Source organism: Bacillus sp. 3103sda1, assembly GCF_024159135.1.
In the GTDB taxonomy this organism is placed as follows: Bacteria; Bacillota; Bacilli; order Bacillales; family Bacillaceae_G; genus Bacillus_A; species Bacillus_A rhizoplanae.
In genome coordinates, this window is record NZ_JAMYWS010000001.1 from 4,100,899 (window position 1) to 4,124,796 (window position 23,898).

Annotated in this window: 31 protein-coding genes and 1 riboswitch; of the genes, 15 read left to right on the top strand and 16 right to left on the bottom strand. The window is 35.3% G+C overall.

Going from position 1 to position 23,898, the window contains the following annotated elements; genetic code table 11:
- The first annotated feature begins 17 nt into the window (after window positions 1-17).
- Genes NKR74_RS20520 through NKR74_RS20530 form a run of 3 tightly spaced genes read left to right on the top strand, consistent with a single transcriptional unit; the run spans window position 18 to window position 2,594 of the window.
- The gene (locus tag NKR74_RS20520; RefSeq protein WP_253630685.1) at window positions 18-1,019 is read left to right on the top strand and encodes an ABC transporter substrate-binding protein; all 1,002 of its coding nucleotides are present in this window, start codon (window positions 18-20) and stop codon (window positions 1,017-1,019) included.
- Window positions 1,020-1,030: 11 nt separating this feature from the next.
- The gene (locus NKR74_RS20525) at window positions 1,031-1,795 is read left to right on the top strand and encodes an ABC transporter ATP-binding protein (protein WP_253630686.1); all 765 of its coding nucleotides are present in this window, start codon (window positions 1,031-1,033) and stop codon (window positions 1,793-1,795) included.
- The gene (locus NKR74_RS20530; RefSeq protein WP_253630687.1) at window positions 1,788-2,594 is read left to right on the top strand and encodes an ABC transporter permease; all 807 of its coding nucleotides are present in this window, start codon (window positions 1,788-1,790) and stop codon (window positions 2,592-2,594) included. Before NKR74_RS20525 ends, NKR74_RS20530 begins: the two co-directional genes overlap by 8 nt.
- A gap of 23 nt (window positions 2,595-2,617) precedes the next feature.
- On the opposite strand, the gene NKR74_RS20535 is transcribed toward NKR74_RS20530, so the two are convergent.
- The 7 genes from NKR74_RS20535 to NKR74_RS20565 form a co-directional block, all read right to left on the bottom strand.
- Window positions 2,618-3,016, bottom strand: coding sequence for an RDD family protein (locus tag NKR74_RS20535; protein ID WP_098306579.1), 399 nt, complete (start codon window positions 3,014-3,016; stop codon window positions 2,618-2,620).
- A gap of 335 nt (window positions 3,017-3,351) precedes the next feature.
- Entirely contained in the window at window positions 3,352-3,693 is a 342-nt protein-coding gene (locus NKR74_RS20540; protein ID WP_253630688.1) for a hypothetical protein, read from the bottom strand.
- 59 nt (window positions 3,694-3,752) lie between these two features.
- Complete coding sequence (locus tag NKR74_RS20545) at window positions 3,753-4,844, bottom strand: recombinase family protein (protein ID WP_253630689.1); 1,092 nt, start codon at window positions 4,842-4,844, stop codon at window positions 3,753-3,755.
- 307 nt (window positions 4,845-5,151) lie between these two features.
- Entirely contained in the window at window positions 5,152-6,186 is a 1,035-nt protein-coding gene (locus tag NKR74_RS20550) for an AI-2E family transporter (RefSeq protein WP_253630690.1), read from the bottom strand.
- A 213-nt stretch (window positions 6,187-6,399) separates the two neighbouring features.
- Entirely contained in the window at window positions 6,400-6,600 is a 201-nt protein-coding gene (locus NKR74_RS20555; protein ID WP_253630691.1) for a hypothetical protein, read from the bottom strand.
- A 274-nt stretch (window positions 6,601-6,874) separates the two neighbouring features.
- Window positions 6,875-7,354 (bottom strand): RNA deprotection pyrophosphohydrolase, encoded by a 480-nt coding sequence (ytkD, locus tag NKR74_RS20560; RefSeq protein ID WP_253630692.1) that lies wholly within the window; start codon window positions 7,352-7,354, stop codon window positions 6,875-6,877.
- Window positions 7,355-7,435: 81 nt separating this feature from the next.
- Entirely contained in the window at window positions 7,436-7,750 is a 315-nt protein-coding gene (locus tag NKR74_RS20565) for a hydrolase (protein WP_230576083.1), read from the bottom strand.
- Window positions 7,751-7,859: 109 nt separating this feature from the next.
- Here NKR74_RS20565 and ytzI point away from each other — a divergent pair, with 109 nt between their 5' ends.
- The 3 genes from ytzI (at window position 7,860) to NKR74_RS20575 (ending at window position 8,524) form a co-directional block, all read left to right on the top strand.
- Window positions 7,860-8,003, top strand: coding sequence for a YtzI protein (gene ytzI / locus NKR74_RS20570; protein ID WP_098306562.1), 144 nt, complete (start codon window positions 7,860-7,862; stop codon window positions 8,001-8,003).
- 137 nt (window positions 8,004-8,140) lie between these two features.
- Window positions 8,141-8,239 carry a DUF3953 domain-containing protein gene (locus NKR74_RS24200; RefSeq protein WP_375337678.1) on the top strand — a complete coding sequence of 33 codons (99 nt, stop codon included), beginning with the start codon at window positions 8,141-8,143 and terminating at the stop codon, window positions 8,237-8,239.
- Between the two features lie 54 nt (window positions 8,240-8,293).
- Window positions 8,294-8,524, top strand: a complete 231-nt coding sequence (locus NKR74_RS20575) for a DUF3953 domain-containing protein (protein ID WP_253630693.1) — start codon at window positions 8,294-8,296, stop codon at window positions 8,522-8,524.
- A 281-nt stretch (window positions 8,525-8,805) separates the two neighbouring features.
- On the opposite strand, the gene luxS is transcribed toward NKR74_RS20575, so the two are convergent.
- Window positions 8,806-9,279, bottom strand: coding sequence for an S-ribosylhomocysteine lyase LuxS (gene luxS, locus NKR74_RS20580; RefSeq protein WP_230576081.1), 474 nt, complete (start codon window positions 9,277-9,279; stop codon window positions 8,806-8,808).
- Between the two features lie 128 nt (window positions 9,280-9,407).
- Here luxS and yidD point away from each other — a divergent pair, with 128 nt between their 5' ends.
- Window positions 9,408-9,638, top strand: a complete 231-nt coding sequence (gene yidD, locus NKR74_RS20585) for a membrane protein insertion efficiency factor YidD (protein WP_098306556.1) — start codon at window positions 9,408-9,410, stop codon at window positions 9,636-9,638.
- Here the strand turns inward: yidD and NKR74_RS20590 are convergent.
- The gene (locus NKR74_RS20590) at window positions 9,635-10,198 is read right to left on the bottom strand and encodes a beta-class carbonic anhydrase (protein ID WP_253630694.1); all 564 of its coding nucleotides are present in this window, start codon (window positions 10,196-10,198) and stop codon (window positions 9,635-9,637) included. The two genes, yidD and NKR74_RS20590, sit on opposite strands and share 4 nt — an antisense overlap.
- A gap of 220 nt (window positions 10,199-10,418) precedes the next feature.
- On the opposite strand from NKR74_RS20590, the gene NKR74_RS20595 reads away from it, so the two are divergent.
- The 3 genes from NKR74_RS20595 to NKR74_RS20605 all read left to right on the top strand — a co-directional run bounded on the left by NKR74_RS20595 (window position 10,419) and on the right by NKR74_RS20605 (window position 13,774).
- On the top strand, window positions 10,419-11,765 hold the full coding sequence (locus NKR74_RS20595) for a cytochrome ubiquinol oxidase subunit I (protein WP_253630695.1): 1,347 nt from the start codon (window positions 10,419-10,421) through the stop codon (window positions 11,763-11,765).
- A complete protein-coding gene (gene cydB / locus NKR74_RS20600; RefSeq protein ID WP_253630696.1) occupies window positions 11,755-12,783 on the top strand; it encodes a cytochrome d ubiquinol oxidase subunit II in 1,029 nt (342 codons plus the stop codon). Before NKR74_RS20595 ends, cydB begins: the two co-directional genes overlap by 11 nt.
- A gap of 397 nt (window positions 12,784-13,180) precedes the next feature.
- Complete coding sequence (locus NKR74_RS20605; RefSeq protein ID WP_375337679.1) at window positions 13,181-13,774, top strand: kinase; 594 nt, start codon at window positions 13,181-13,183, stop codon at window positions 13,772-13,774.
- Between the two features lie 46 nt (window positions 13,775-13,820).
- Here the strand turns inward: NKR74_RS20605 and NKR74_RS20610 are convergent, their stop codons facing one another.
- The 4 genes from NKR74_RS20610 to NKR74_RS20625 form a co-directional block, all read right to left on the bottom strand.
- Window positions 13,821-14,267, bottom strand: a complete 447-nt coding sequence (locus tag NKR74_RS20610) for an SgcJ/EcaC family oxidoreductase (RefSeq protein ID WP_253630697.1) — start codon at window positions 14,265-14,267, stop codon at window positions 13,821-13,823.
- A gap of 220 nt (window positions 14,268-14,487) precedes the next feature.
- Window positions 14,488-14,655, bottom strand: a complete 168-nt coding sequence (locus NKR74_RS20615) for a FeoB-associated Cys-rich membrane protein (RefSeq protein WP_253630698.1) — start codon at window positions 14,653-14,655, stop codon at window positions 14,488-14,490.
- A gap of 16 nt (window positions 14,656-14,671) precedes the next feature.
- Window positions 14,672-16,660: a ferrous iron transport protein B gene (feoB, locus tag NKR74_RS20620; protein ID WP_253630699.1), complete on the bottom strand. Its 1,989-nt coding sequence runs from the start codon at window positions 16,658-16,660 to the stop codon at window positions 14,672-14,674.
- Window positions 16,657-16,884: a FeoA family protein gene (locus NKR74_RS20625; RefSeq protein WP_098306542.1), complete on the bottom strand. Its 228-nt coding sequence runs from the start codon at window positions 16,882-16,884 to the stop codon at window positions 16,657-16,659. The genes feoB and NKR74_RS20625 overlap by 4 nt, the downstream gene beginning before the upstream one ends.
- A gap of 206 nt (window positions 16,885-17,090) precedes the next feature.
- Window positions 17,091-17,192, top strand: a riboswitch (TPP riboswitch).
- An 87-nt stretch (window positions 17,193-17,279) separates the two neighbouring features.
- On the opposite strand from NKR74_RS20625, the gene thiT reads away from it, so the two are divergent.
- Window positions 17,280-17,879, top strand: a complete 600-nt coding sequence (thiT, locus tag NKR74_RS20630) for an energy-coupled thiamine transporter ThiT (protein WP_253630700.1) — start codon at window positions 17,280-17,282, stop codon at window positions 17,877-17,879.
- Window positions 17,880-17,921: 42 nt separating this feature from the next.
- Here thiT and NKR74_RS20635 read toward each other — a convergent pair whose 3' ends face one another.
- The 3 genes from NKR74_RS20635 to NKR74_RS20645 all read right to left on the bottom strand — a co-directional run bounded on the left by NKR74_RS20635 (window position 17,922) and on the right by NKR74_RS20645 (window position 19,719).
- Window positions 17,922-18,251, bottom strand: a complete 330-nt coding sequence (locus NKR74_RS20635) for a hypothetical protein (protein WP_253630701.1) — start codon at window positions 18,249-18,251, stop codon at window positions 17,922-17,924.
- A 331-nt stretch (window positions 18,252-18,582) separates the two neighbouring features.
- Window positions 18,583-18,927, bottom strand: a complete 345-nt coding sequence (locus NKR74_RS20640) for a potassium channel family protein (protein WP_230576070.1) — start codon at window positions 18,925-18,927, stop codon at window positions 18,583-18,585.
- Window positions 18,928-19,047: 120 nt separating this feature from the next.
- Complete coding sequence (locus NKR74_RS20645; protein WP_253630702.1) at window positions 19,048-19,719, bottom strand: helix-turn-helix transcriptional regulator; 672 nt, start codon at window positions 19,717-19,719, stop codon at window positions 19,048-19,050.
- A 476-nt stretch (window positions 19,720-20,195) separates the two neighbouring features.
- Here NKR74_RS20645 and NKR74_RS20650 point away from each other — a divergent pair, with 476 nt between their 5' ends.
- From NKR74_RS20650 to hpt, 4 genes are all read left to right on the top strand, one after another.
- On the top strand, window positions 20,196-20,570 hold the full coding sequence (locus NKR74_RS20650) for a RidA family protein (protein WP_253630703.1): 375 nt from the start codon (window positions 20,196-20,198) through the stop codon (window positions 20,568-20,570).
- A gap of 204 nt (window positions 20,571-20,774) precedes the next feature.
- Complete coding sequence (locus NKR74_RS20655; RefSeq protein WP_098306530.1) at window positions 20,775-22,070, top strand: MFS transporter; 1,296 nt, start codon at window positions 20,775-20,777, stop codon at window positions 22,068-22,070.
- A 36-nt stretch (window positions 22,071-22,106) separates the two neighbouring features.
- Window positions 22,107-23,096, top strand: a complete 990-nt coding sequence (locus NKR74_RS20660) for a sugar phosphate isomerase/epimerase family protein (RefSeq protein WP_098306528.1) — start codon at window positions 22,107-22,109, stop codon at window positions 23,094-23,096.
- Between the two features lie 184 nt (window positions 23,097-23,280).
- Window positions 23,281-23,811: a hypoxanthine phosphoribosyltransferase gene (gene hpt / locus NKR74_RS20665; protein ID WP_098306526.1), complete on the top strand. Its 531-nt coding sequence runs from the start codon at window positions 23,281-23,283 to the stop codon at window positions 23,809-23,811.
- Window positions 23,812-23,898: the final 87 nt, after the last annotated feature.

A 23,898-nucleotide genomic window follows, 5' to 3' on the forward strand; every position in this document is an offset into this window, starting at 1 on the left:
TTAGGAGGTGTCATAAATTGCGAAAAGTTCTAGCGTGTTTTTTAATTGTCTTCCTTACTGCCTTTACGTTTGTTGCGTGTAATAAAAAAGAAGAAAGTACAAAAGTAGAGAAAGTACGCGTTGGTGAGGTTACACATTCATTATTTTATGCTCCGTTATATGTCGCTATGGAAAAAGGATTTTTTAAAGATGAAGGGTTAGATATTGATTTGCAAACAACTGCTGGCGGCGATAAAACGATGACAGCTTTATTATCAAATGGCATCGATATTGCCCTTGTCGGTTCAGAAACATCTATTTATGTTTACGCGCAAGGGGCAAAAGACCCTGTCATTAACTTTGCGCAATTAACACAGACAGACGGAACATTCCTCGTTTCTCGTAAAAAATTGGAGTCTTTTAATTGGAGCGATGTGAAAGGTACAACTTTCCTCGGTCAACGTAAAGGCGGTATGCCGCAAATGGTTGGTGAATACGTACTGAAAAAGCACGGAATTGATCCGCACAAAGATACAAATTTAATTCAAAATATCGAGTTTGCCAATATCGCAAATGCCTTTGCTTCTGGAACAGGTGATTTCGTACAGCTCTTTGAACCAACTGCCAGTATTTTCGAGAAAGAAGGAAAAGGCTACATCGTTGCTTCATTTGGCGTTGAATCTGGAACTGTTCCGTATACAACCTTTATGGCAAAAGAAAGCTTCTTAAAGAAAGACAAAGCAACTGCCGAGAAATTTACACGCGCTATTTATAAGGCGCAGCAATGGGTCGATACACATAGCCCCGAAGAAATTGCAAAAGCTGTTGAACCGCGCTTTAAAGATACATCAAAAGATATTATGGTGAAAGTTATTGATCGTTACAAAACGCAACATTCGTACGCAACGAATCCATTATTAGATGAAGCAGAGTGGAAACAACTGCAAAGTATTATGAAAGAAGCTGGCGAATTACCGAAAGAAGTGCAACATAAAGATTTAGTGAACACATCCATTGCAGAAAGTGTTATTAAGAAGTAGAGGACCGTACAATGAAATTGCTACAGCTTTCTAACGTATCTCATTGCTTCTTCTCAAAAGAAAACGCCAGCCTCGTCTTATCCAATATTTCCTTAACAATCGAGGAAGGGGAGTTTATCTCCTTCCTTGGCCCTAGCGGCTGTGGTAAAACAACACTACTTTCCATTATTTCGGGCTTACTGCAGCCAATTGAAGGAACTGTTTTTCTCGACGGAGAATGTGTGACAAAACCAACATCCTCCATCGGTTATATGCTTCAGCAAGATTACTTGTTTCCGTGGAAAACGATTGAAGATAACATCTCAGTCGGATTACGCATTACAAAGGAATACACATCAAAAACGAAACAACACGCCTTGCAGCTATTAGAGCAAGTCGGTCTGCAGGGGGTTGAAAAACAATATCCGCATGAATTATCAGGAGGAATGCGCCAGCGCGCTGCTCTCGTTCGGACACTCGCAACAAACCCGAAAATATTATTACTAGACGAACCATTCTCTGCACTCGATTACCAAACAAAATTAAAATTAGAAGAACTCGTTTTTTCCATTTTAAAAGAATATAAGAAAACATCGCTTCTCGTTACACACGACATCGAAGAGGCTATTGCAATGAGCGATCGCATTTACTTACTGCAAGCCAAACCAGGCCGCATCGCCAAAGTCTTTCCTGTTCCAGAAAACATTCGCTCCCTTTCACCATTTGAAGCGCGTCAGCATCCCGATTTCCCTTCATTCTTCCAGTTAATATGGAAGGAGTTGGAACACCTTGGATAATATAAAAGAAATTCACCAAGACTTTCGAAAACGAGAAATAAAACGGACACTTGCTGTACGAACATTGCAGCTATTCATTCTCTTTCTCTTTTTCGCATTGTGGGAAGTCGCTAGCCGAAACCAGTGGATTGATCCATTATTATTTAGTTCACCTTCTAGCATTTTTCACTTACTCATTACAAAATGGCAAGACAATTCCCTTTGGCCGCACATTTATACAACGCTCTTTGAAACGTGCCTTGGCTTTATACTCGGAACATTTCTTGGTACGTGCATTGCAACCTTCCTATGGTGGAGCCCTTTCATTGCCCGTGTACTCGATCCATACCTTGTCGTCTTAAACGCAATGCCAAAGGTCGCGCTCGGTCCGATTATTATTGTCATCTTCGGTCCGAATATCTCATCTGCAGTGGCGATGGGCGTCATCATTTCCATCATCGTTACCATTCTCGTCATTTATAGTGCCTTTCAAGAAGTGGACGCCAATTATTTGAAAGTCATGCAAACCTTTGGTGCAAACAAATGGCAATGTTATAAACAAGTCATCTTACCAGCATCATTCCCGGCCATCATTTCTACATTAAAAGTAAACGTCGGTCTCTCTTGGGTTGGAGTGATTTTCGGAGAACTGCTCATTTCAAAAGAAGGGCTCGGCTATTTAATTAGCTACGGCTTTCAAGTCTTTAACTTTACGCTCGTTTTGCTTAGCGTACTTCTCACATGTATTCTCGCAACACTTATGTATGTGCTTGTTGCGGGATTTGAAAAGTTCATTACGCGTACGAAAAAAGCAACCTAACAATGTATAGGTTGCTTTTCATATTAGTCACGAATAACTTTTGTTCCTGCAATAAAATCATGAATAGAACGTTTATCTTTTCGCAGTGCTACCATAAATGCACTTACGATAAATCCAATACCAATTGTAAGTGTATATACAATTCCACCTAATAGGTAGCGTTTTAACGTAGTCCAAATCGTAATTTTCTTTCCATCAATACGTACAATTCGAATATCTAATGCTTTCTTACCTACTGTAAACCCTGCCCATACGACAGGAACAATTAGATAGTATAACGTTTCTAAAATACCTATTATATTATCTGATTTCTCCTTAGACATATCTAACCACATAAAAATTACAAGAAAAGGAACTAACACTAGTCCATCTAAAAAATTAGCTCCAAATCGTCTCCAAAATCCTGCTAGTTGTTGATTCATATTATCTTCTCCATTCTCTTGTGTAAAATAAAAAGCATCGCTACAAGCAGCATCGTTTGTATAAAATATTTTCGCATCTTACCCCTATGTAGCCTCCTAAACTATAAATCTTGCTGTAGCCTTCATAGTATAACAGGCTATTAAATAAGCTTAAATATTTTTATTTATATTAAAATTAAAATATTTCATTTTATTTATCTATAACATAAATAATAAAAAAGCCCCTGCAAAGCAGAATTGCTTCACAGAGACTTTCGATACATATCAAAATACATAGCTGTATTCTCTTTTTTCCTTTTGGATCTCAAAGAAAGAAAGAGAATAATAACTATATATTATTTCCTTATCTTCAATTTCCCCTTATTTACAATCCACAAAGCATTGTACTTCTCATACATATAGTACAGCGGATAGCAAAATGCAAAAAAGACGATGATTGTCGGGACTTTATCAACAATCGGAAAATAGTTTATTAAAATTTCTTTTACACTGACCCCTAAATAAATAAAAAGAGGAATCATAATCATTGCCACTCCAATTAAGATTGGCGTTACTTTCGTTTCTTTTAACTTTACCTTACAGTAAGGACAACGCATTGTAAAAGGCGTTGCTGCATCTATAATATGTTCCACTGTAATATCCTCTGTACATTGTGGGCATTGTATTGTTTCTTTCATGTAGTGACTCCTTGTTGTTAAAATCTCAAATCATTTATCAAATATGAAAAGGCTTCACCCTACGCCTCTTCCACTTCCTCCGAAATTTGCTGTAACCCTGACAGTACTTCCGCTCTCATCTTCACAAGCTCTGGAAATTGATAAAAGAAAGCAATCTTTTGATACTTTAATTCTTGTGATTCTTTCACTTTGCTAGAATCTTGTAAAATGAACGCGGTAAATGTATCAGCAATGTCTTCTGCGACATTCGTTGTTGCATATTCAGAAACAAATTTGTCTTCATGTTCTTTAAAAAACTGCATTTGCGCTTCTAAATTTGTTTCCACTTTTTTCTCTTTCCATTCACTTTCAATTGGTTTCCAAAACTGGTCATAAAATTGGTTCACATACGATTCTTTCTTTGTACAGCCTTCTGTTAAAAACAGCGCCGTACATTTTGCTTCATATGCCGAAATGTCTTTTTCCTCTGTAACATCTTTTATATACTTCTGATCCACAGGAATTTGTGTGCTATTCAATGTTAAAACATGAGCAGTTTCATGAATTAACGTTTTTATCACTTCGTTTATATTTATGTTAGAATCTAACGCATCTAAACTTATTATCCAGTCTTCAGGATTTTCTGCATTTTGCATAACATGAGCAACGATATTATCGTATCCGTCCGTTACAATATCGAATTCTTTAATATCCTCTCTATATTTTGCTGGAATTAAGAGGCTGTACATGTCCCATAGCGTTTGATGATAATCCATATCTTCATGAGATGCGATCACTTCTTTACTTGCATCTTTATCATCAGCAAATACTTTATATACTCTCTTTTTATCTAGCTCTTCAAAATATGGATCTACTAATTCATCATTATCAATATAATAAGAGGCTAAAAAGAAGTAACGGTCGTCATCTTTTCTTTGTTCTTCATAGGCTGTTAATTGTTCTTTATTTTCTACTTCCGTATATGCTTCTAGTTCAGAAATTCCCTGCATTTTTTTATTAATCTTACTAAGGAATGCATCTCCCTTTTTTATACATTCTTCTTTTGTTTTACATAACTCTTGTTCTTCTGCCACATCTGTTGCTTTACTACAGCTACTAATAAAGCAAATGAATATGAGCAAAAATAAAAAATGAATACGGTGTTTCCTCATAACGTCCTCCCTACACTCTATTATGTCATTGAAATCATAATCAATTTTGACAAGATATACAACAGCACGATTTAACTATTATTCACTTAGTAAAAGTAACTTCATTTAATCTGGACGCCGCCGTCCGCTGCAACTCCCCTACTAACATGCAAAAAAACTCGGCTATTTCGTAAAACAGCCGAGTTTTTTCCATAAAGTAAACAAAAATTAACCGCCATGCCTCGCAGAAAAGAAATTACTGCCCGCGAATAGCGGGATAAAAAGCAATCCAATATACTTGGATTGCTTTTTACATGCCTTCGAGGTATCATTCTACATCTACATACGATTTCTCCTCATTCTTCACGTCAAGTACATCAAGCAAGAAGATAAAAATCGGAATCCCAATTATTAACCCCCACACACCAAAAAAATGCTCTGAAAATATAAGGATCATAAACGTATAGAAAATTGGTAAATTCGTTTTTGCAGACATAAATTTTGGATTTAAAAAATAGCTTTCAAACGCATGAATGACTGTAATGAAAATTAAAATGTATACTACATATGTAATCCCACCAATATTATAGGCAATAATACAAAGTGGAAATAGCGAAATGATTACACCTGCAACTGGGATGAGCCCAAGCAAAAAAATCATTACTGCTAATACAAGGAGCTGTGGAAATCCTAAAAGCCAAAGTGCAATAACTGAAAGAATACCATTTACAACAGCGATTAAAAACTGTGCCTCAATAACTTTTCCAAATGAACGTACAAATTTCTGTCCAAAATATGCAATCTCATTGTAAAAAATGCTAAGCTTACTATCTTTGAATTTAGAAGTGAAAGCTATAATACGCTCTTTTTCTAACAAGAAGAACAAACTTAAAATAAGGGAAAGAAACATTTGCAAACTTACTTTTCCAATATTAGCTAAAGACTGATAAATAACATCGACACTTTGTTCAATATACTTTGATACTTCCATCTCTTTAATGGTAGAAATCAAATATTTTATAATTTCACTATCAGGTGGCTGCTTAAAAAACACTTGAAACTGATGAATTAACTGTGAAACTTGAACGGTAATGACCGGTAAATATTTATATAACGTGGTAATAATCAACATAACTAAAACAATGTATAAAAAAGCGATAATCACTTTCCTATTTATCCGTACAAAACGATTAAGCTTTTCAGAAATAAACCTTTGAAAATGATCCATTAAAAACGTAAGGATAAAGGTAATCAATATTAAATTAATCATACTTTTTAACCCATATAATATAAGGGCTAAAATTACTAACACAAGCAACCTTTGAAATCCTTTACTTTGAAAGAAATTTTTTATTTGCATCATTAGGACTCGATCTCCCCCTTCAGTGGATAGAAATTCAATATATTCATGAAAACGTTAATCATTTATCTATTGCTTTCTACCTGCTTTCTTTGTTTTTATTCGTATACAAAAAACACATGTAATATAATATGCGCATGTAGATTAAAAAAGGAAGAATCAATTTTCAGCAGTTATATAATTAATCTACAGAAAAGGAGAAGTGTAGATGAAAAATTATGAGGGGTAGCTGGATTTACGTGTTAGACGCACACTATAAAAATACTTTTCATGATATTGAATTGTCATATAAAGAGGAAGCAAGATACTCGTTGCAATCCCCATCAAAAGGGCAGATAACTCAATCCAAATCGGTGAAAGAGGCGCTAACATCCCGCAAGCAGCTGCGAAGATTGCAACGAGAAGAAAGCCTAACAATGACTCCCGAGTCCTCACTTTTTGGAAAAACGAATGAATGAGGAATGCCCCCGTATAAAAATAATAAGCGGAAGCCAACCATGCAAGGGAATGTCATAAGAATTTCCGATAATGGTAAACAAAAAATACGGCAAAAAGATAATGGTATTCATGAGAGCGTATGTAAAATAATTAAATTGAATCATATCACAAACATCTTTTTATATAATATTTTTGAGTCTTCTCTAGCATGAATAAGGAAATACAATCAAAAAATAAAAAGAAATCGACTGCTCTATTTCGTGAAACAGCCGATTTCTTCTATATGCTGCATTGTGCGCGCTAGTACGTCATCGCGCATAATGAAACTAAAGCGTCTATTCTCTTTAATATTTTCTGGAATATCTGTTAGTAGTACAGATCCCTTCGTTTCTTCATAGTGCGTATGTTTTTCTACTGCACTAATTGTTGCGAAATAAATGTTTTTAATGATTATTTTGTCTTTTCCGGATACTTTATATTGTCCGATATACGTTAAGCTTGATACAATGCCGCCCGTTTCTTCATGAACTTCACGAGCTGCCGCTTCTTCCGGTGTTTCCCCAGCTTCTACTTTTCCACCTGGAAATTCAAGACCCCGGCGCAAATGATGTGTTAATAACCATTGGTTCCCATATCGACACACAACCCAAACGTGCTTTGGTTCTGGAGAAAATGGGTAACGTTCAAACGATAATTGTACAGTGTTATGATAATAATCTTTAAATGTGTACATGCCCTACTCCCCTATTGATGGTTACAAGTTTCTTACCATAAATTGTAGCACATTCTGACTAGTATGACTAATCTTATCCAATCATAACCCGTTGATAATTCCCATCTGTGCAATCAATTCTTTCGCTTCCTGATCCCCTAATTCATAAATCATTCGATATGCTTCTTGCAGTTGTTCATCGAACCGATCATTATTAGAATCATTATGATATTCGACAAACGGAACATGTGAGCGCACAAATGCTCCAAGATCTTCACGATATGCTTGATCAAAATATTCTCGGAGCTTAATAATTTCCTCGTCTGTCGCTTGAATCGCAAAACTATATGTATTGGCCGTTTTCACCTGTGAGATTTCACCATTTGCAACTGAAACATAGTATGTTTTCTTATCCATAGAACGTCCCTTCTTTCACCCGCTTTATTTTCTATTGTTTTCATTTTCTTACAAAAATATGTAAAAGAGAGCATATGCAATGATAAAATAAAGAAAAGGGGGCCTTTCTATGATGAAGATATTAATTATAGCAGTCATTATTGTGATTGTTGTATTATTACTCTCAGTATTAACGATTAATAAGGGATATTCTTATAAACATTCAGTAGATTCTATAGAGGATAATCCGTATCAAGAAGAAAAGGGACAGTAACATGCTGAAAATATTAAGCATTACTTTTTCTATCATCACGCTATTTTTAGCCGCTTTTGGACTTTTTACAGATAACATTCCATTCATTTTACCTTATATGTTCATCTCTTTAGGACTCATCTTTTTCGTTTCTAGTATTGCAGAATTTCAAAAAAAAACAAACATCTGCTGGGATTTTTCTGTTTTTTACTGGTGCATTGGCGTTATATGTTTCTATATCAGAATTGCTTCTCTAAACGAAAAACTACTCCTATAACAAGTACCACAAAGAAATGATAAGGAGTGCTACGATGCTAAAAATACTGCGGATTCTGTTTAGTACAGCTGCTTTGGTTTCAGCTATTTGTTCCTTTTTCTTTGAAGGAAATCAATTCATTCTTTACACCCAAATATTCCTAATTCTTACCTTTTTGGTATGGGGAATTTCTGAAATAAAAGAACAGCGTAAATTAATGGGAGTTCTCTTTCTAGGTCTTGCTATCTTTATATTATTTGTCGCCGTGGTGAAAGTATCTCGATAGCATTCTAATATTCATACTCGTCTCTCTACCAAAGCAAACTACTACACTTCTCTTCTATATATCGGCGCTTCGACACGATATAAAGTGAAACTTTCATCAGTGACGCTTTTCTCACTGATGGAAAGCTCTCACCAATCGGGCTTTTACGGGCAGTTTTCTTCCCCGCTCTTCTCCAGCCTTTACTGCCCGTTAATGCGGGATAAAGACCCCGCGACACCATTCGACATACATATATCCGCCAATTAAAAAAAGCTGCCTATCACAGGCAGCTTTCCTTCATCTTATCCAAACACTTTCTCAAGTTCATCTTTATCTTGGCTTAACCAGAAATTCATTAAGCGTTTTGCGCCTTCTAAGTCATGAAGTTTCGCTTGACCGCACTGCGTTTCGTTTGCAGCAGGAATTTCTGTGATTTTTACTGCATCTTGCAGTGTTAACTCTAATAAATCGATGATTTCGCGTACTGTTGGCGTACCGCTTACAACAAGATAATATCCTGTTTGGCAACCCATTGGCGAAATATCAATAATATCAAAATGAGGATAACGATCAATATATTTACGTAAATTAAATGCTAATAAATGTTCTAGCGTATGAATCACATCTGGCTTCATCGCTTGCTTATTTGGTTGGCAAAAACGAATATCAAATTTATTCACGACACCGTCGCTGCCTACTTTATGAACGCCGCAATGTCTTACGTAAGGCGCTTTTACAATTGTATGATCTAATTCAAAGCTTTCTACTGATGGCATATGCATCTCTCCCGCTTTTATTTTAATTCCGTTATATCCAATATGATATAACGGAATTGCAAATTAGTAAAGTATTATGTACAGACCATGCTATAATACTTACAGCATATGCAAGAAAGGAGATCGTTATGAAACGCATTTTCATCGGTATTATTCGCTTTTACCAAACATTCATTTCCCCAATGACGCCGCCAACGTGCCGCTTTCACCCAACGTGTTCTCACTACGGACTAGAAGCGATTCAAACTCACGGCGCATTAAAAGGAAGCTGGCTTACAGTGAAACGAATTTTGAAATGCCACCCGTTTCATCCAGGCGGATTCGATCCTGTACCAGAGAAAAAACAAAAAGATAATTAACCTTCGTAGCCATTTACAACAACGTCTAACTTTCCAGTATCTGGATGAATAACAAGTCCATGCACAGGCACTTCTATTGGCATAAGCGGATGGTTCCGAAGGATAGAAACACTATGCTCTACGCTTTCTTCTACACTTGAGAATCCACGTAAAAACCTTTCTAAATCAATTCCAGAATAACGAAGTGTGTCTAGTTTCTCTTCTGAAATACCGCGCTCTTTCATCTTTTCAATCGTGCTGCTCGCTTGAATTTTAGCCATACCGCAATCATGGTGACCAACTACACACACTTCATTTGCACCAAGTTCATAAACCGCGACTAAAATGCTACGCATAATACTTCCAAATGGATGTGAAATAACAGCGCCAGCTACTTTAATAATTTTCACATCACCGTTACGCATGTTCATCGCTTTTGGCAATAGTTCTACAAGACGTGTGTCCATACATGAAATAATAACCATTTTTTTATTCGGGAATTTTCCTGTTTCATATTCTTCATACTTTTTACTTTCAACAAATTCCTGATTATATTGCAAAATCTCTTCTAATGTTTTCAAAGTAAAACCCCTCTTTCTTCATATAACTACAAATTAAGTGTATCAAAGAATGAAAAAAACAAGAAATGTATTGCTTTATTCTAAAAATACGATGTTTTCAGATAACAGCCATAATTCTTCCATAATTCTCACACAGTTCTGTAACAACTCACCCATACTTTGCTCATTTTTTCACTATAAACTATTTGTGGATAATGAAAAAAAGGAGTGAATCATTACTATGTCCGACGTTCTGTTACTGAGTCGTTTTCAATTTGCAATTACAATCTTTTATCATTTCTTATTTGTACCGTTAACACTCGGACTTGTTATTTTAGTAGCGTTTATGGAAACGCAATATGCGCGTACATTGAATCCAACGTACCGCAAAATGGCGAACTTTTGGGGTAAATTATTTACCATTAACTTCGTAATGGGAATTATCACTGGGATTACAATGGAATTCCAATTCGGAACAAACTGGTCTGAGTACTCCAAATACATGGGAGATATTTTTGGATCTCCATTAGCGATAGAAGCACTTGTTGCCTTCTTCTTAGAATCTACTTTCATGGGAATTTGGTTGTTCGGTAAAGATAAAATTTCACCAAAGTTCCGTGCATTCTCTATGTGGATGGTCGCACTTGGAACAAATATTTCCGCACTTTGGATCATTACAGCGAACGGCTTTATGCAAAACCCTGTTGGCTATGTAGTCCGCAATGGCCGCGCTGAATTAAATGACTTTTGGGCACTAGTTACAAATCCATATGCGTGGCATATGTTCTTCCACACTGTTGTTGGTTGTTACATCGTTGGTGCATTCTTCGTTATGGCTATCAGTGCATATCACTTACTACGTAAAAATGAGGTTGCATTCTTTAAAAAATCATTTAAGTACGGTTTAATATTCGGTTTATTTGCAGCAACTGCAACACCTTTCATCGGTCATGAATCCGGTGCCTTCGCAGCAAAAATGCAGCCTGCAAAAGGTGCAGCAATGGAAGCAGTTTGGGAAACTGGGAAAGGACAAGGCTTCTCCATTATTCAAATTCCTGATGTGAAAAATGAGAAAAACTTCGAAGCATTAACAATTCCAAAACTCGGCAGCTTCTTCTATACAAACTCATTTGATGGAAAAATTATCGGTTTAAAAGATATTCCGAAAGATGAGCGTCCAAACGTGAATCTTGTTTATTACAGCTTCCGTTTAATGGTTGCACTTGGTACATTCTTTATGGCACTAACATGGTTTGGTTTCTATTTAATGCAAAAAGGAAAACTAGAAAACTCAAAACGTTTCTTAAAAATTACAATGTGGTCTGTATTACTTCCGTATGTAGCAATTAACGCTGGTTGGATTGTTGCAGAAGCAGGACGTCAGCCTTGGACAGTGTACAAACTAATGCGAACAGCAGAATCAGTTTCACCAATTTCTGTACCGCAAATTTGGTTCTCTTTAATTAGCTTAATCTTGTTCTACACTTTACTATTAATTGCTGATGTATACCTTATGCTAAAATTTGCGAAAAAAGGTCCAGCAGCATTAGAAGAAACGAATCAAGGAGGTGTAGCTCATGTCTCATGATACACTTGCAATTATTTGGTTCGTCTTATGGGGCGTGATTTGGACAGTTTACTTTATTCTCGATGGCTATGCACTTGGTAACGGAATGATTTTTCCATTCGTTACGAAAGATCGCCAAGAACGAAATCAATTGCAGGAAGCAATTGGACCGTTCTGGGGCGGTAACGAAGTATGGTTAATTACAGCAGGGGGAGCAACATTTGCTGCTTTCCCAATCACATATGCAAACATGTTCAGCTACTTATATACACCGTTATTTTTAGTATTAATTGCTCTGTTCGCTCGTGCAGCAGGATTAGAATTTATGCATAAAGATGATTCACCAGTTTGGCAAACTGTTTGTAAATGGACGTATGCGGTTGGTAGTTTCTTAATTGCTTTCTTATTCGGCGTTACATTCGCTAACCTGTACTACGGACTACAAATTGGTAAACATGGCTATGAAGGAAACTTACTTAGCTTATTACATCCTTATGGTATTTTAGGCGGTCTCTTCTTCACTGCAATCTTTGTCGTATCCGGTGCACTTTGGGTTATGATTAAAACGACTGGTGAAGTATCAGATCGTGCTTATAAAATTGCCAAACCATTTTCGATGGCAGCAGCAACCATTTTAGCTATCTTCTACGTCGCAACGGCAAACCTTACAAACTTATTCCAAAACTTTACGGAATACCCTGTACTGTTTATCATCCCGTTACTTGCGATGTTAATGAGTGTCATCACAATCATTATGGTTTTCAAACGTAAAATTGGTTTAGCGTTCACATTTGTTTGCTTAACAATCGCCATGTTTATGGCAACTGGTTTTGCTGGCATGTTCCCAAGAATGTTGCCATCTCGCATTAACGATGCATACAGCACAACATTATTCCAAGCAGCAGGCAGTGAATTAAACTTAAAAATTATGTTCTTTGTTGCAATAGTCATGGTACCAATTGTTATTGGCTATCAATTATGGAGCTACACAATCTTTAAAGAGAAAATTCATAAAGACTCTGCGAAGGGATATCATTAAAATAAAAAAGAAGCCTGTTTTTAGCAGGCTTCTTTTTTATTTTGACTGTGATAAATTTTAATATTGATATTCATATAAAAAAATAGGGAACTCTCCCTGAATTACAATAAATGTTAATTTATACTAATGAATATGTTAACATTTATTTAAAATAAAGATTTTTCGGGGGTGCAAAAACTGGATATTAAAGCTCGAACAATTATAACTCTCGTAGGTAGTTTCCTATTATTTGCTTTTGGCACATTTAGAATAATTATAGAGTCACTATCATCAACATCCTTGTTCGTAGCGTATATATTCGCTATCACTGGTTGTATTGGCATAATAGCTAATGGTTCAAAACTGAGAAAAATAAGGTAAAAAAAGAATGACTTTTTTCAAAGGAGATGATACTACCTTGAAAGATAATTTCATAACGCTCTTGCATTTGATTACAAACCTTGAGATAGATGGTCGATTTATTTTAGGGGTAGATGGGTTAAGCCGTTCTGGCAAAACAACACTTGTGAAAAAACTTAGCGAGGCTGTAAAAGAAAAGAATATTCCTTTCTATGTCTTTCATATTGATGACCACATTGTTGAACGTAAAAAACGTTACAATACTGGCCATGAAGAATGGTATGAATATTATCATTTACAATGGGATATTAATTGGTTACGGGATCATTTTTTCGATAAACTTAGATTTTCGAACGATCTTATTCTACCCTTTTATGATAACGAATCTGATACACAGAGTATTAAGAACATTAAACTTCCCAATACTTGTGTAATCTTAATAGAAGGTGTTTTTCTTCAACGTAAAGAGTGGAGAAGTTTCTATGATTCTGTAGTGTATTTGGACTGCCCGCGAGATAAGAGATTTCTTCGTGAAAATGAACATACACAACAAAACATTTCCAAGTTTCAAAATAGATATTGGAAAGCAGAAGAATTTTATATAGATACAGAATTCCCTACAAAAATTGCTGATTTAGTTTTACAGGGATAATAGCACACAAAAATGCTCAGAGTTTTTATGCTCTGAGCATTTCTTTTTATAACAGTTTTCTCAGCTCTTCTGTCATTTGTTCTACTAATTCAGGTCTTCCATGAAATTGTGCTGGTGTATTTTGAAATAATTCGATTTTCCAATCATTAGAGTTATTTATAACCACAAGAGTGTGATGGGTGTTAACCTCTGGCTTTAAATCTGATTTTCCTGGAGGTATCATACCTGCGATAGCTCTTAAGATAGCAACATTTTCACCAATGAAACGTAAATCTTTTATTTTACTTACAAATTGAGCAGTAGGATGGTCCCTAAAAATGGGGCTTAAATGAGAAAAAATCTCTTTACGTCCAATCGACTGACTTCCATCAAATCCTATACTCTCTCCATGTTCAGTAAACAAGTTTGCCATACCTTCTGCATCACGATTGTTCCAAGCTTCAATAAGTTGTTCGTAAACTTTTTTGATATGTAATTCTTTACTTTCGTTCATTTCATCACCCCTATGTTCTTAGTTATTATATATATTCTAAATTATTGTTACATCAGCCTAAACACTTTTCAACTAAAGCAAAACTTCCATCAGTGGGAATTTTTTCATCCCCCACCTATCTTTCTCGTTTCTCTGTGAAACTTGAGGTGGGATAAACAAAAAACGCATGGATCAGTTCTCCATGCGTTTTCATATGTTATCTAGGAACCGAACCCATGTACTACTTATTCACCACATGCTCCATATCAGGGCTACAAGCATTAGACTGACATGATTTATTAATGGAGCACGCTGCACATTTCCCTTTTTTACTTCTCTTTACAAAGTTAATTAACGTATATGCTGCATATCCAAAAACGACAGCTCCAATTAAAATATTAACCATCATTATGATACATCTCCTTCTAGAATCCCATCATAGATCCAACTTGGTATACAATTAGTGTTAATACATACGCAACAATAAGCGGATAAACAACAGAGAAAATAGTCCACTTAACTGATCCTGTTTCACGGCGAATTACCGCAACTGTTGCTAAACATGGTACATATAATAAGATAAAGAACATAAATGCATATGCTGATAATGCTGTAAAATGAGCTCCGATTATGTTTCCTAATACATCTTCTTTCACAGAATAAATAATCGCCATTGCGGAAACAACAACTTCTTTTGCTAAAAATCCTGTTAATAATGCTGCAGCTGCTTGCCATGTTCCAAAGCCAAGCGGTGCTAGAATTGGAGCCAAGACGCCGCCAATCATCGCTAGGAAACTATCTCCCATCTTTACATCGAACCCAGATGGACCGGCATAGTTTAATAGCCAAATGACAACAGAACCACCAAAGATAAATGTACCTGCTTTACGTACAAATCCTTTTCCTTTTTCCCATGTACTGCGCCATAACGTTTTTGCTTGCGGTACGCGATAAGGCGGAAGTTCAATTACAAAAATAGATTTTTCTTCTTTTAAAACCGTAACAGACATAATCTTTGTCACCAATAGCGCAAGTATTATACCAACGATATATAAAGAGAACACAACGATTGCTTGACTATGCGGGAAAAAGACCCCAGCAAATAATGCATATACAGGTAGACGTGCTGAACACGACATAAATGGCGTCACTAAAATCGTAAGCAACCTCTCTTTATCCTGTTCAATCGTTCTTGCGGCCATAATGCCTGGTACGTTACAACCAAAACCAATAATCATTGGAATAAATGCTTTTCCATTTAGTCCAAAAAACTCCATAATACGATCCATTACAACGGCAATACGCGCCATATATCCAGAGTCTTCCAATAATGAAATAAAGAAGAACAATACAAAAATTTGCGGAACGAATACTATAACTCCACCGACACCAGCAATCACGCCATCTGTAATAAGCGCTCGAATAAACTCAGATGCCCCCATATTAGTTAAAGCTGTCGTTACCCAATCTGTGAACGAACCGCCGACAAATGCATCAAGTTGATCAGATAGAGGTGTTCCAATCCACGTAAATGTAACCTGAAAAATGAAATACATGATCCCTAAAAAGATCGGAAGGCCCCAGATTTTATGTGTAATTAATTTATCAATTCGTTCAGAAAAAGGAATGCTGCCTTCTTTCTCATGACGAATGACACTTGTTTTCAACTTTTCAATATACGCTGCACGTACTCCGTATATATGCTGTTCCAACGTTACATCCAGTTCTACTTCTAATGCAGAGCGAATTGCTACAAGTTCCTTATAAATAGGCAATTGATTTAATTCTTGTTCTACTACTTCATTATTGCTTAAAAATTGAAGTGCAAGCCATCTTGGATGCTCATAATTCGCTTGTTGCAATTTATTCATAACTTGCTGAATTCCTGCATCTATCTTTTCACCATAAGAAAGAATAAATGGCTTCTGTTCTACGCGATCACTTTCGTGAAGAGAAGCTAACAATTCCTCGCAGCCTTTTCCGCTCCTCGCAATAACCGGAATAACTGTTACACCTAGCATTTCAGCTAGTTTCTTCACATCAATTATAATTCCACGCTGCCTGGCAACATCTATCATGTTTAAACCAATTGAGAGTGGCTTACCGAATTCTAATAATTGCAAAGTTAAATGCATATTACGCTCGAATTGAGAAGCGTCTACAATGTTTAACATATGATGAAATTCTTCTGTTAATAGGAATTGTGTAACAACCCCTTCATCACGTGACACAGGGTTTAAATCATATACGCCTGGTAAGTCTATTAAAGTTCCCTTCTTATCTTTTAACTTACCAATCTTTTTTTCTACAGTTACTCCGCTCCAGTTCCCCACATATTCATAAGAACCAGTAAGCGCATTAAATAATGATGTTTTCCCCGTATTCGGATTCCCCAGTAAAGCAACCTTATTCACGCTAATTCCACCTTTATCATTTTCGCATCACAATGGCGAATAGAGATTAATTGCCCGCGGCATTCTAATGTACACGGACCATTAAACATTGCCTTTTGTTTTATACAAAGTTCGCAGCCTTCAGCAAATCCAAATGAAGCTAAACGGCGTTTTAATAATTTATCAAGAGATTGTAAATCTTTCACACGTACTTTTTCATCTATATTCATATCAACTAAGTTCATAACTTCTCCCCCTTGGAAGATAACGATAATTATTATCAATATCAATCATACCATGACTTTTTGAAAAAAGACTATACAATATGATGTGAATTTATTAATATTTTTGTACAATTTCAGCGTTTTTATGTTATGAAACAAAGTTATGTACGATTCATTTGTCATTCTTATCCATTTTCGTTACAATAAAAATAACAATCTAAGAATCTCGTTGTCACAGGGGGAGCCACGTCGCTGAGAGGGAACACATCGTTCCGACCCTTTGAACCTGTTAGTTAATGCTAACGCAGGAATTGTGCAAACGTATATACATAAATAGTTATTTGTAACTTGTATATTTCAATATCCCCCTATGATAGTGATTCTTTTTTGTAACTTGGATTTAGGGGGAGCTATAAATGCGTAACACAAATTTACAAGCGATGATAGAGGCAGCGATTCTCGCAGCATTTGCGTTAGTCATCGATATTTTACCACTATCTATTAAACTTCCAACGAGCGGTTCTATCTCATTTGCTATGATTCCAATTTTTATTATTGCTTACCGCTGGGGATTTAAAACTAGTTTCTTAAGTGGTCTCATTTGGGGATTACTACAAATTGTCGTAGGAGATGCATACATTTTAACGCCAATACAAGCGTTTATTGAATACTTCATTGCATTTGCCTTTATCGGTTTTGCTGGATTATTTCATACACCAATCCAACAAGCACTTGCCAATAAACAAAGAACAAAAGCAATTACGTATATCATTATCGCTACATTTATTGGCAGCCTAGCTCGTTATTTCTGGCACTTTATTGCCGGTGTTATTTTCTTTGGACAATACGCACCAAAAGGACAATCTGCTGTTTTATATTCTTTCATCATAAATGGCAGCACAATGATTGGTTCTTTCGCATTATGTGCAATTTTACTTGTCATTTTATTTACAACAGCACCACGCTTATTTACAAGCGTGAATATGAATTATACAAACAAAAAAAAGATTGCTTAAATAGCAATCTTTTTTTGTGCCTCAGTTTCCCATGTTACTTTCCTAATGTGAATCTATGTGTCTTACCATTTCAGGAGTTTGAGAATGGAGTGTGTCTATCTCTCTCGGCTGCTCTCGTTTATTTTTACCGTTATGCTTATGAATCCAAGATTTCATCTCATTCCATAAAACAACTCTATGCATATCATACCCTATGTGCTGCTTCTTTATATTCTCTTTATAACTATCATTCCATTTGTACCACACAATTTTATCATGTGAATCTATCCATACTTCTTGTCGATCAACTACAGTTTTACAGCCTTCATTATTAGCTAACATAATCGTATCATTCTCTAATAATAAAGATAGAGCCGCCGAGTGCCTCTCCATTCCCCTACTCCTTTCTTTTTTAGTGCCTGCCTTTTTTCCCTAAAATGTGTGTGCCTTACACATATGTAGTGTATACAAAAAAATCAGTACAAACTATCGATTTACCTTACAAAAAACCTTACAATTTTGTAAGGTAATAATATTAAATAATGATATATAAATATATAAAATTTAATTACATATAAATAATACGCGTGCTTTGATTGATAGTACTCTCTCATGAAGTAGCTTGTATAATTTAGAAGCAAAGTGTAGGAAATGCAATGATTATTAGTATCGTAAAAAATTCAAAGCATCTATACATACAATCAAGCGCATATCCCGATTGCTTTTACCCGTTCTTTCGTCTTGATAATCGATCTGGCAATTGAATATTTATTGCTAGTTTACGAATAAAACCAGCTACTAAACCAAGTCCAATGAAAATATAAAAAATAGTAAAGAGCTTTCCAAAGTCTGTTTTTGGACTAAAATCGCCATACCCAACTGTCGTTAATGTGACAACACTAAAATATAAAGCATCAATTACGCGCATTTTTTCTACCGTACTATAAAAAATAGTTCCTGACGTAAGAGTTCCAGCCGTTAATACAAATAACACTTGAAATTCTTTATCTTTCCACGCTCTAAAAAAAGCTTCTAACATTCTTTTTAAAGTAAGTAAAAATGAAATCATATGACTCTCCTTTTCTATTCAGTTCATTTAATCAATGGAAAGTCTATCATTTTTCTGCGCATAAAAAAAGTAGCATTTCTACTTTAAAGAAAATGCTACTTAAATAAGTAAATAACACATTTACTTTACCTTGTTTAAATATCGATAGATGGTTGCTTCTGATGCTTTTAAATGTTTAGCAACTTCACTTACGCCGCCTTTAAGTAAAAATACCCCCTTATCATTAAGTTTTTTTATCGCTTCCATTTTTTCATCGGGAGACATTCTCTCAGGCGACACTTCGTATTCTAATAAAACTCCTGTAATAAGTGATGAAAGAAGACTATCAAGATTTTCTTCTAAGTTCTCAGAAAGGTCTAATTCAAGATTAGGATGTGACTTCTCCGCATCTTCATTCATGCTAGTATTACTCATAATCATACTGTCTAACCAGTCTCTTGCTTTTATCATATTACTAATATCAATATTCACGCACAGCATTCCAATTATGCTATTGTGTTCATCTTTAATAAAATAGCTTGATGAACGAAACGTTTGATTATTTTTTGAGTTTCCTTTGTAATTGGAAATAAAATGTTTATCTATGTATTTTTTTTCTTGTAGAATCTTTAAAGCTAAGTCTGTTAAATGTCCACCAACTTTTCTTCCACTAAGATGTCCATTAGCAACTTCAATTATAGATTCGTCTGGATTCGTAACATCATGCAAAACAACTTCGCAATTTTCTCCAATTACATCTGCAATGAAATGAACAAGAGGAATATACCGCTTTAACTTTTCTTTATTTTCCATTGATATCGCACCTTTTTTAGAAGATATGAAGAAAGTACACACTTTCGCATCAACATTTTTCTTTGCTTTCTTCTTTCATACTATCATACTACTACACAATGCCTCTCTAAAGATAAAGTGAAACTTCCATCAGTGGGGGTTTTCTTCATCCCCCACTGATGGAAAGCTCTCACCAATCGGGCTTTTACGGGTAGTTATCCCCCACCTACCTTCTTCGCTTCTCTCAATCTTGAGATGGGGGTCTTACTGCCCGTTAATGCGGGATAATGAGGCAGATTTTACCCAATTTTTCTCATTTTTTACTTTCTATATGTAAATTTATCAACAAAAAATTATTATTGCAATAAGAATTTTTTAATATTTTAAAGAATTTTTAAAATATTTGTTGAATTAAGAAAAAGAAAGCATTAAAATAAAAACACGTTATAATAAATTATTATAGTTATAAAAAAAAATTATCACAGGAGGTTTTTTGGATGAATGCGGTTATTTCTACTCAACATGCACCCGGTGCAATTGGTCCTTATTCACAAGCGATGAAAGCGGGAAATTTTATCTTTACTTCGGGGCAACTGCCGATTGACCCTAAAAACGGAGAGATGCCTGAAACAATTGAAAATCAAACAAAACAGTCATTAGAGAATGTAAAAGCCATTCTAGAAGAAGCTGGAAGTAGTTTAAGTAAAGTTATTAAAACAACTGTGTTTTTAAAAGATATGAACCATTTTGCACAAATGAATGAAGTTTACCGTACTTACTTTACAGCAAATTGTCCTGCTCGAAGTGCCGTGCAAGTAGCACGATTACCAAAGGATGCACTTGTTGAAATTGAAGTTATTGCAACTTTATAAAGTTTTTAATGTTAACGCATACAGTTCAATGTAATGATGTCGCTTTATTATAAGGAAAAATTAAATATTAAAAATGATAAAATAAAATGTCACTCCTTTATTATCAAACGATTTAAAGACTTAATCTTTATAGTGAGGGATTGCTAAGTTTCGAATTCATTGAAAGCGCTATCTTTAAAAAATCAACCTCTGAGGGGGAAAAGGATGGATACTCCAAAAAAAAATAAGTGGTTTGCACTTGTCGTACTAATTTTAGGCGGAGGAACAATTTTTAAACTTCCGTTTTTAAAAGATGCTTTTTATATTCCCATGATGGAGTATTTTCACTTATCTCATACCCAAATAGGTGTAATCTTATCTATTTATGGGATTATCCAAGCATTCGGTTATATCGCATCGATGTATATAGTAGACAGGTTTTCTAAGAAAAAAATCATACCGTTTAGCTTAATTGGTGTTGGATTATCAGGATTATATTTAACAACATTTCCTGGTTATTATGGTGTTTTAACTGTTTGGATCATTTTCGCTTTATTTGCAGAAACTGCTTACTGGCCTGCTTTAATAAAAGCTGTAAGGTTATTAGGAGATAAAGACGAACAAGGTAGAGTGTTTGGATTCCTTGAAGCAGGAAGAGGAGTGGTTGATACGATTGTTGCTTTTTCTGCCCTTGCAATTTTTAGTTGGTTAGGATCAGGAGCAGCTGGCTTTAGAGGTGCAATTATCTTCCTTGCAGCAACAGCAATTGTTATTGGTATCATTTCTTATTTCTTAGTAGAAGACGACGTAATTAAAGATACAGATGAACAAGGTAACAAAATTAACAAAAATAAAGCTGCACTAGAAGGTGCTTTACAAGCATTAAAGATGCCTGAAGTATGGGCAGTATCATTCACTATATTCTCTGTGTATTCCGTTTATATTGGTTTAACATATTTTATTCCGTTTTTAAAAGAAATCTATGGTATGCCTGTTGCACTAGTAGGTGCTTATGGAATTATTAATCAATACGCTTTAAAAATGCTTGGAGGTCCGCTAGGAGGATTCTTAGCTGATAAAAAATTCAAATCTCCATCTAAATATTTAAGAGTTGCTTTTATAGCCGCAATTATTGGGATGACTATTTTTATCTTCTTACCTCATGAGACGATGAATGTATACGTTGGAATGATCTTTACACTAAGTTTTGGCACAATTATTTTTACTCAACGAGCGGTATTTTTTGCGCCTATTGATGAAGTGGGAATACCAAGAGAAATCAGTGGTTCATCTGTTTCTATTGCTTGCTTAATAGGATATGCACCTTCGATGTTTGCATTTTCTCTATACGGAAGCATGTTAGATAGAACACCAGGAATGGACGGTTATAAGCATGTATTTTTAACAATGATTGCTTTTTCCGTACTTGGCCTGATTATTAGCAGTTATTTAGTCCGAATTGTTAAGAAGAAAAATGAGTTAGTGAAAAACGAGACAAGTTCAATTTCAAATGAAGTATGAGACTTATAACCGAAAGATAAGAAAGGTGAGGATATTATGAAAATTGGATTAGAAACAGAAAGCTATCATTTATTTTTTCACAACAACCGAATGGATATTTTTGATTTTATAAGAAAAACAGCTGAACTCGGATTGGACGGGGTTCAGATCAATATTATTACAAATGAGGCAGACAAGAATTTACATCCAGAATGGGGTGTGCTTGGCGGAAACGACCCTGATCACTTGAAAAAGGTTCGAGAAGAAATTCAAAAATATGGTTTATATGCTGAAATTGATACAAGAGGTACAGATATAGAGCATTTGACAAAAGTGATAGACATTGCCAATCAAATTGGTGCAGATGTCATCCGGACTTACGTTTGTGTAGGGGAATATGATGCCGAAAAGATGGCTAAGGCTCCTGAAGAACTCAAACAAATCGTGCCATTGTTAAAACAATATCGAATTAAACTTGGAGTCGAAAACCACGAAGAAGAAACAACAGCTGAGGTAATTAAAATTATTAAAGAAGTAAACAGTCCTTGGGTTGGAGCACATTGTGATCTAGGAAATGGAATGATGGCATGGGAAGATCCAGTTGAAGCAGTAAGGAATTTAGCTCCGTATGCCTACACAACTCATTTTAAAGATCACATTGTCATTCATGACGGTGAAGACCATATAGTTTGCGGGGTTCCAGCAGGAACTGGAAATATCGATTTGGAAGAATGTTTTAAAATCCTTGTGAATGAATCAACACTAACGAGAATCAATGTAGAAATGTGTTTTCCATACGTAGCTCCATTTAAACGCCCAAAAGGAACTGGGGGAGTATATGAAGTCGGTGAAGGAGCATTCAAAGTAGAAAATCCTCCATATGACTTACATGTCATTCAGCCTGCAGATTACTATTATCCTCCTGAACATCTATTAGAAAAAATGCTTGAAGATCAAGAAAAAGGTGTTCAGCAATCTGTAGAATATGTACTAGCTTTAAGAGAAAAATATTGTAGACAAAAAAATTTCAATGAGATAACTAATTAATTTCTGCATAAATTCAAGATACAAAACTGCTATGAAATTAACAAAGGGATTGGCTAATTACCAATCTCTTTTTCATTTTATTTCTTCGATTTAAAATGAATTATTCCTCTCTCATTTTTGACTTTTTCACATCAATCCTTTACAGTCAAACTGTTCATAAGTTTTACAATGTAGGAGGATCAGCATGGAAATCCAAATAAAAGACACTTTAATCTCACAAGAACAGCTGCAAGAAAAAGTAAAAGAGCTTGCACTGCAAATCGAACGTGATTTTGAAGGAGAAGAAATTTTTGTTATTGCTGTACTAAAAGGTTCTTTCGTATTCGCAGCAGATTTAATTCGTCACATTAAAAACGATGTAACAATCGACTTTATCTCTGCATCTAGCTATGGAAACCAAACAACAACAACTGGAAAAGTAAAATTATTAAAAGATATCGATGTAAATATTACAGGTAAAAATGTAATTGTCGTAGAAGACATTATTGATTCTGGTTTAACACTTCATTTCTTAAAGGACCACTTCTTAATGCATAAACCAAAAGCGTTAAAATTCTGTACGCTTCTTGATAAACCAGAACGCCGTAAAGTTGATTTAACAGCTGAATATGTTGGCTTTGTCATTCCAGATGAATTCATCGTCGGCTATGGCATTGACTGCGCTGAAAAATATCGCAACTTACCATACATCGCTTCTGTTGCAACAGATAAATAATACGATATCAGCGTTTTTTACATATATCGGCCATTCGCCAATATACGACATGCATACGTAGTAAAAAAAAGCAGCTATGGCCCATAC

Bases quoted from the DNA above. Each gene is read 5' to 3' on its own strand.
- NKR74_RS20525 (WP_253630686.1), top strand. From the start codon at position 1,031: ATGAAATTGCTACAGCTTTCTAACGTATCTCATTGCTTCTTCTCAAAA.
- NKR74_RS20535 (WP_098306579.1), bottom strand. From the start codon at position 3,016: ATGAATCAACAACTAGCAGGATTTTGGAGACGATTTGGAGCTAATTTT.
- NKR74_RS20540 (WP_253630688.1), bottom strand. From the start codon at position 3,693: ATGAAAGAAACAATACAATGCCCACAATGTACAGAGGATATTACAGTG.
- NKR74_RS20545 (WP_253630689.1), bottom strand. From the start codon at position 4,844: ATGAGGAAACACCGTATTCATTTTTTATTTTTGCTCATATTCATTTGC.
- NKR74_RS20550 (WP_253630690.1), bottom strand. From the start codon at position 6,186: ATGATGCAAATAAAAAATTTCTTTCAAAGTAAAGGATTTCAAAGGTTG.
- ytkD (WP_253630692.1), bottom strand. From the start codon at position 7,354: ATGTACACATTTAAAGATTATTATCATAACACTGTACAATTATCGTTT.
- NKR74_RS20565 (WP_230576083.1), bottom strand. From the start codon at position 7,750: ATGGATAAGAAAACATACTATGTTTCAGTTGCAAATGGTGAAATCTCA.
- ytzI (WP_098306562.1), top strand. From the start codon at position 7,860: ATGATGAAGATATTAATTATAGCAGTCATTATTGTGATTGTTGTATTA.
- NKR74_RS20575 (WP_253630693.1), top strand. From the start codon at position 8,294: ATGCTAAAAATACTGCGGATTCTGTTTAGTACAGCTGCTTTGGTTTCA.
- luxS (WP_230576081.1), bottom strand. From the start codon at position 9,279: ATGCCATCAGTAGAAAGCTTTGAATTAGATCATACAATTGTAAAAGCG.
- yidD (WP_098306556.1), top strand. From the start codon at position 9,408: ATGAAACGCATTTTCATCGGTATTATTCGCTTTTACCAAACATTCATT.
- NKR74_RS20595 (WP_253630695.1), top strand. From the start codon at position 10,419: ATGTCCGACGTTCTGTTACTGAGTCGTTTTCAATTTGCAATTACAATC.
- cydB (WP_253630696.1), top strand. From the start codon at position 11,755: ATGTCTCATGATACACTTGCAATTATTTGGTTCGTCTTATGGGGCGTG.
- NKR74_RS20610 (WP_253630697.1), bottom strand. From the start codon at position 14,267: ATGAACGAAAGTAAAGAATTACATATCAAAAAAGTTTACGAACAACTT.
- NKR74_RS20615 (WP_253630698.1), bottom strand. From the start codon at position 14,655: ATGATGGTTAATATTTTAATTGGAGCTGTCGTTTTTGGATATGCAGCA.
- NKR74_RS20625 (WP_098306542.1), bottom strand. From the start codon at position 16,884: ATGAACTTAGTTGATATGAATATAGATGAAAAAGTACGTGTGAAAGAT.
- thiT (WP_253630700.1), top strand. From the start codon at position 17,280: ATGCGTAACACAAATTTACAAGCGATGATAGAGGCAGCGATTCTCGCA.
- NKR74_RS20635 (WP_253630701.1), bottom strand. From the start codon at position 18,251: ATGGAGAGGCACTCGGCGGCTCTATCTTTATTATTAGAGAATGATACG.
- NKR74_RS20640 (WP_230576070.1), bottom strand. From the start codon at position 18,927: ATGATTTCATTTTTACTTACTTTAAAAAGAATGTTAGAAGCTTTTTTT.
- NKR74_RS20645 (WP_253630702.1), bottom strand. From the start codon at position 19,719: ATGGAAAATAAAGAAAAGTTAAAGCGGTATATTCCTCTTGTTCATTTC.
- NKR74_RS20650 (WP_253630703.1), top strand. From the start codon at position 20,196: ATGAATGCGGTTATTTCTACTCAACATGCACCCGGTGCAATTGGTCCT.
- NKR74_RS20655 (WP_098306530.1), top strand. From the start codon at position 20,775: ATGGATACTCCAAAAAAAAATAAGTGGTTTGCACTTGTCGTACTAATT.
- NKR74_RS20660 (WP_098306528.1), top strand. From the start codon at position 22,107: ATGAAAATTGGATTAGAAACAGAAAGCTATCATTTATTTTTTCACAAC.
- hpt (WP_098306526.1), top strand. From the start codon at position 23,281: ATGGAAATCCAAATAAAAGACACTTTAATCTCACAAGAACAGCTGCAA.